At 30.7% G+C, this 6000-nt stretch carries 7 protein-coding genes; 6 read left to right on the top strand and 1 reads right to left on the bottom strand.

Annotated elements, in window-relative coordinates; translation table 11 throughout:
* Positions 1–84: 84 nt before the first annotated feature.
* From AC2YJL_RS24850 to AC2YJL_RS24835, 4 genes are all read left to right on the top strand, one after another.
* Positions 85–204, top strand: a complete 120-nt coding sequence (locus AC2YJL_RS24850; protein ID WP_205413786.1) for a class III lanthipeptide — start codon at positions 85–87, stop codon at positions 202–204.
* A gap of 151 nt (positions 205–355) precedes the next feature.
* Positions 356–475 (top strand): class III lanthipeptide, encoded by a 120-nt coding sequence (locus tag AC2YJL_RS24845; RefSeq protein WP_205413786.1) that lies wholly within the window; start codon positions 356–358, stop codon positions 473–475.
* A 176-nt stretch (positions 476–651) separates the two neighbouring features.
* Positions 652–1074 (top strand): DUF5391 family protein, encoded by a 423-nt coding sequence (locus AC2YJL_RS24840; RefSeq protein ID WP_142339099.1) that lies wholly within the window; start codon positions 652–654, stop codon positions 1072–1074.
* A gap of 220 nt (positions 1075–1294) precedes the next feature.
* Entirely contained in the window at positions 1295–2506 is a 1212-nt protein-coding gene (locus AC2YJL_RS24835; protein ID WP_230932179.1) for a helix-turn-helix domain-containing protein, read from the top strand.
* Positions 2507–2894: 388 nt separating this feature from the next.
* Here AC2YJL_RS24835 and AC2YJL_RS24830 read toward each other — a convergent pair whose 3' ends face one another.
* Positions 2895–3866: a helix-turn-helix domain-containing protein gene (locus tag AC2YJL_RS24830; RefSeq protein ID WP_230932180.1), complete on the bottom strand. Its 972-nt coding sequence runs from the start codon at positions 3864–3866 to the stop codon at positions 2895–2897.
* Positions 3867–4345: 479 nt separating this feature from the next.
* On the opposite strand from AC2YJL_RS24830, the gene AC2YJL_RS24825 reads away from it, so the two are divergent.
* Positions 4346–5494 (top strand): tyrosine-type recombinase/integrase, encoded by a 1149-nt coding sequence (locus AC2YJL_RS24825; protein ID WP_230932181.1) that lies wholly within the window; start codon positions 4346–4348, stop codon positions 5492–5494.
* Between the two features lie 108 nt (positions 5495–5602).
* On the top strand, positions 5603–5779 hold the full coding sequence (locus AC2YJL_RS24820) for a DUF8096 family protein (protein ID WP_483879671.1): 177 nt from the start codon (positions 5603–5605) through the stop codon (positions 5777–5779).
* Positions 5780–6000 lie beyond the last annotated feature (221 nt).

The raw sequence follows: 6000 nt of genomic DNA, 5'->3' as shown, positions 1-6000 counted from the left end.
ATTTTTTCATTGAGCAGCCAAAAGTTAAATGTATTGGCGTAATAGCTTTAATGGAAGGTCACTAACTAAAAGGAGGTGATTTTTGTGAAAAAAGTATTATCTCTTCAAGTTTTAGATTCAAAGAAGGATGTAGAGCTACGTGCAGGTTCATCTTTAAGTGTTAACTGCAAAGTAGTAAGCACAATTAGTTTTGCAGTTTGCTAATTTTATATTTTCTATTAAAGATTACTGAATAATATTATTCGGTATCCTACCATAGATTATAGAAATCATTTTTTCATTGAGCAGCCAAAAGTTAAATGTATTGGCGTAATAGCTTTAATGGAAGGTCACTAACTAAAAGGAGGTGATTTTTGTGAAAAAAGTATTATCTCTTCAAGTTTTAGATTCAAAGAAGGATGTAGAGCTACGCGCAGGTTCATCTTTAAGTGTTAACTGCAAAGTAGTAAGTACAATTAGTTTTGCAGTTTGCTAATTTTATATTCTCTATCGGGGGTCTATGAATATTTTTCGTAGATCCCTAATTCAGTTTATTTACATAAAGTATTGAGAGGATCAGGATAGTTCATTATTAAGACATATATGTCAATAAGCTAATAACTAATTCTAATTTTCGATTACATTTTAATACTGAAAAAGAAAGGAAAAAATATGAATACTAAAAACAAAAGAAATTCAGTAATACTAGCCACTATAGTATCAGCAGTTCTACTTTGTTCATTGCTTATAGTATCTTCCCTATCTTCGCTTTCTAATACTGGACCCAATGTTAACAAATTTGGTGATGTAGGAATGTGGTCTTCAGTGGGAACAGTGTTAATTTTTTATCTTATACCTTTAATTATTTATGCACTGGGTGTTGATTCAATGAGAATTGTAATGGCTATTTTTTGTGGTTTAGGAATGTTAATAGCTATTACAGCACTTTTAGTAATGGTATTCATGGACATTTTTTCATACAATAGTATGATTATCTCTATAGGGGCGATAAGTTTAGGTGTGGCTGCATTCTTATCAAATATTATATGGTATTTTGTAGCTTTTAGAGCAAGTAATAAAGTATATGAATCATAAATATATAGACTGGTATCGCTAATTCGTTTCTTGTTATAATAGGAAGTTATGACTTTAAAGGTTAGTTTACTAAGTAACATAAATATTTGTATTAAACCAAAAACCCCCTTGATTCTTTGATATCAAGAGGGCTTTTGGTTTATCAATGAAAATTATTGCAAATAAGTATGATATTATATCTATGAAATTAATAAAAATAGTCTACGAAAGGATTTTTTTTATGGAAATTCCCAATAAAGAGCAATTAACATTCATTTGTGAAAATATGACAGAAACTTTTAAACTTTCATTCTTTCTTTTTAATAAAGAGAAAGAATTGATTTTTCAAATTTCTCCACATTCTTCCCAGCCTTCTCTTTCTCCTCATAAAATAGACCATATCAAGATACTTATCAATGAGGAGGTGTGTAATGATTATCCACTAATTAAACCAACGAAATTTCTTGAAAATTTCTTAATAATTAATTTGAAACATAAGGATAATTTTGAAGGAGCAATGGTTGTTGGTCCTTTTATGTATAAGAAGTATCCTCTAGGAATATTAAAAGAATTCATTAATAGTTTGGGTACACTTGAAGAAACGAAATCGCTTCTTTCATACTATGAGTCCATTCCTATAGTCAAAAGAGTAGATTTAATACGCCATGGGATTATTCTTTACTATATGATTTATCAAAAAGAGCTTGATTTACAACACATGTTTAAATTGAATAAGATGAAAACGGAAAATGTAATGGAAGATGAAGATACTTCTTTAATTGCTTCTGAAGATCACAATGCTAAGCATGAAAAATTACTTGAACTAATTAAAGAAGGTAATAGTGAAGAGATAGATAATTTTATTGATATTCTAGATCAAGAATTTCACTATGCATATTCTTCTAAGAGATATGATTTGAAAATTTTAAAAAGCTTGGCCCTTTCAAACATTACTCTTGCAGTAACCTCTGCCATAAGAGGTGGGCTGTACTCTGAAATTGCTTATGACTTAAGTAATATCTATGTTAAAAGTATAGAGAGCTCAGAAGATTTAGAGTGCATAAAAACTTTAACAAAAGAAGCATTTATTGATCTTGGACAACGCGTACGTACAAGTAAAAATAATATATATTCTAAAGAAATTACTATCTGCATGAATTTTATAAATGATCACATTTATGACATCATAAAAGTATCCAAATTATCTGAGTTAGTAAATTTACATCCTAGTTATTTATCAAGATTATTTAAAAAAGAAACAGGAATATTACTAAATACATATATTCAAAAAGTAAAAATAGAGGAATCGAAAGCGTTAATTACTTCTTCATCATATTCTATTTCTGAAATTTGTAGCTTGTTACATTTTGCTAACCAGAGCCATTTTACAAAGGTATTTAAAGAATTGGTGGGAATAACACCTTATAAATTTTTAAAAAGTAGAGAATTGTAGTCACCTACCAAATACATATACTTGATATTGGAGAAATTTTTATTTGCAAATGCTTGTGAAGCCTGATGTTCTACTTTAAGTACATCTCTAAGTGGAAATGAACATTATGTGACTAAATCATAAAAAGGTTGTAAAAAATTGTTAAGCAGCAAGAGAATCAGGAGTGGCAATGTCTTCAGATTAGGAAGCTTTTAAGGAGATTGTTCCTAATTCTACAATAACGATGATGTTTTATTTAAGATTAGTGATAAAAAAGAATTAAATAGTTACTATCTTTATATGAAAAGTAAGCTAGACCTTTTTGGAGATATGCACTAGAAACTTGATAATTCAAAGTAGTATCTAAACAAGAAAAGACCCTTTTATTAGGTGTCTTTTCTATTCCATTTTATAATTTTTGTACAGCGTATAGTAACAATTCCTCAATGTTTCTTTTACCTAGTTCTTTCGCTTTTTGTTGCAACTCTTCTTTCAAATCACTTGTTACTTTCACGCGTACCACTTCCAAATCGCTATCAATATAAATGCCACGGCTACGCTTGTTAATTTTCCCTGAGACAAGAACCGACTCTAATAACTCGACGATTTCTTGTGCTGATTCCGTCAGTAATACTGGTTTAATTTCAATCAAAAATTGCTCTTTCTCTTCTTGTGGTGTAATCCTCATATTGGTCGGGCTTAGATATTGATAGAATAAATCCAGGAGCTTATAAAGCTGTGATTTCGCATAGGCTGTTTGCTTAAAGGCAAACGTTGCATAGCCTTCTTTCGTAATCGTTTTTTTCGATTCAATTTTATAGGCTGCTTCATAGCCTCGATCAAGTAATTCTTCTACTGTTATCTCTTCATGTTGCTCTGTAACGGCCATAATTGGATCTTCTACCGAGATGATACGTGCAAACTGCTCTTTTTCTTCACCTTTTTTCACAAAAAGCTGAAATAAAGCCACATTTTGTTCAGCATGATAGAAATGACGCTTACTCGGTTTGCGCCCCACTTCATGTGTACGCTTAAACTCTTCTAAATCTTCTTCATTGACAAAATAACAATTAATGCCCCTGTATTCTTCTTGGAACGCCGGTAACAGTTCTTGTTTAATATACTTATTCACCGTCGTGACAGAGATATCGAGTTGCTTCGCAACTTCTTTTGTCGTAAGTCCTGGCTTTTTTAACTCTTCTTGTAAACGAACAACATCCTCGATATCAAATTCATAACGTCCTTCGATATGCCAGTCATCTTTATTAATAGGATTTAATTTTTCTTGTTGAATATATGTATAAATAGTTTTCTTTGATGAAATACCTAACATTCTCATTATATCTTCAATGGTAATAATTTTAGTCAGATTATCAATCATGACATACACTCCTATTCTTTTTCTTATATTTGATAATTAATTATATCATATTTATGTATAGTTATAAGGATAAAGTTTTTTTAACTGATATGTAAATAGTAAAACCAACTTATATAATATTATGTTTTACTATTTACTCTAACTGATGACAAATAGGAGATTTTTCTACAAACAATATAAATATTAAACTATTTATATAAAAAGTAAATTTACACTTTTACTTTTAAATAAGTTACAATTAATGAGTAATAAATATAATAAGTAACTTTTAATATATATTTAATTACAAAAGCATTAGGTATTTAATTAAAATAATTTATAGTTTGGCTATTGCTAGCAGAAATATTATCACAATTTAAAGGTTCTTTATCATCTATATACATATAAATATATACTTTACCTTCACATAGATAAGAAACTATTCCAACACAGGAAAAACCTATAAATAACAAGACATGCTTGATGAAAGGAGAAGTTTTATGCGAGATGTCTCATTAGTACATATCGGAACGGAAGTAAGAGAAAGAAAAGGGGATTTCAATAAAATCTTTTCATTGATGCTAGATAATAAATATTATGATGCATTAGAAGAAAGAAATGAGAATCACCAGAGAAAAAGTGAAGATATGTTCAGTGATTTTACGGATGAAGAAATGATGTACTACTATGTCCATCAGCGAAAGCATATTCGAAAGGATCGAGAACGAAAAGAAAATACAAAAACCGAATACTTACGGACTTTATTGCAGTTTTATCAGTATGCGGTAAAAAGTGAGTCGTTCTTGCGCCAAGATGTTGACTATTATATAGAAGAAACTATTTTTAAAAACCTACGTCCTTGGCATATACGGAACTACCAGGACTATTTAAGCACTGCATTGTTAGGGAAGGGCGGGAAACCTTATTCACCTGCAACTTTAGACGCGAAAATGACGATTTTAAAAAGTTTTATGAAATGGCTACATGAAACGAATTACATACAGCAACCATTGTATAAAGAAATCTTGAGTACATCATTATCTGAACAAGAAATTCCAAATCGAGATTTGTATTATCATGAAGTCAAACAGCTTCTAGATTACTATAAAGACCATCCTATTAATTATGGATTGTTAACGATGTTGGCCATGACAGGATTGCGTGTACAGGAAATAGCTAAAGCTTCATGGGGAGATGTATATCTAGACAGTTTAAGTGGCCATTATCGACTAAGAGGGGTAGGGAAGGGTGGAAAGAAATTTGATAAGTTACTTCATCCATCGCTATATGAACGCATTCTTACTTTTCGAGAACGACGTCATGTCAGTACAGTATTAAATTCAAGTGATCAAGGTCCATTATTACCAACTAAAGAAGGAGAGTTTTATCAATATAAAAACTTAAGTAATTATATTGTGCGTATCATTGAACGAACGGAATTACCTTTTATAAAAGAACGTAATAACAGGATTACGCCTCATTACTTTCGTCATTTTTATGCGATTTATAGTCGGCAGCAGGGAGCAGACATCTTTTTAATTCAAAAAGAACTAGGTCACAGTGACCGTAAGACCACCGAACGTTATCTGGAGAAGGTTTTGCAACGTGAACAAGAAATTGGATTGTTGTGGAAGGAACAAGATTTTTAATTCAAATATAAAAAGTCACGTATTATATAAAATAATTTTATCATAACTCTTTTCTAGGGATATAGATGTGTTAGTCTAAGGAAAGCCAAACAGAAAAGAGTGATTAACCTGGAAGAAATAAAAGAGCAAGAAATTGATTTTGATAAGGTGTATGACTATGCTGAATTCCCGGACAAAATTAGTGGCAGATGCGATAATTGCAACTCAGCTTACTTCAAAAGTTCTGTAAAAGGTGGCATTTTCTTACGTGAATGTCGAGAATGTGGAATGAAGAAGAGTATCTAAAAAATACGTGGTTTCAATATATAACATCTGGTCCCTTGAGAGTTTGAAGGGGCCTTGTTGTTTGTATTTAATAAGATTAACTAAAGATGCTTGAGTTTAAATGAGGAAGCTAGACATTCAACAATTATGGTTTAGGCTCAATATAAGAAGGAAGCTCCTTCGGTTGGTTTGTCCCTGTTACCATTAAAAGATAAGTAAATACAAAGAATAGAAGAATTATC

The sequence above is a fragment of the Priestia sp. SRI_019 genome, from assembly GCF_057586255.1.
The sequence above is the reverse complement of the archived record's forward strand: the minus strand, read 5'-3'. Positions and strand labels throughout refer to the sequence as shown.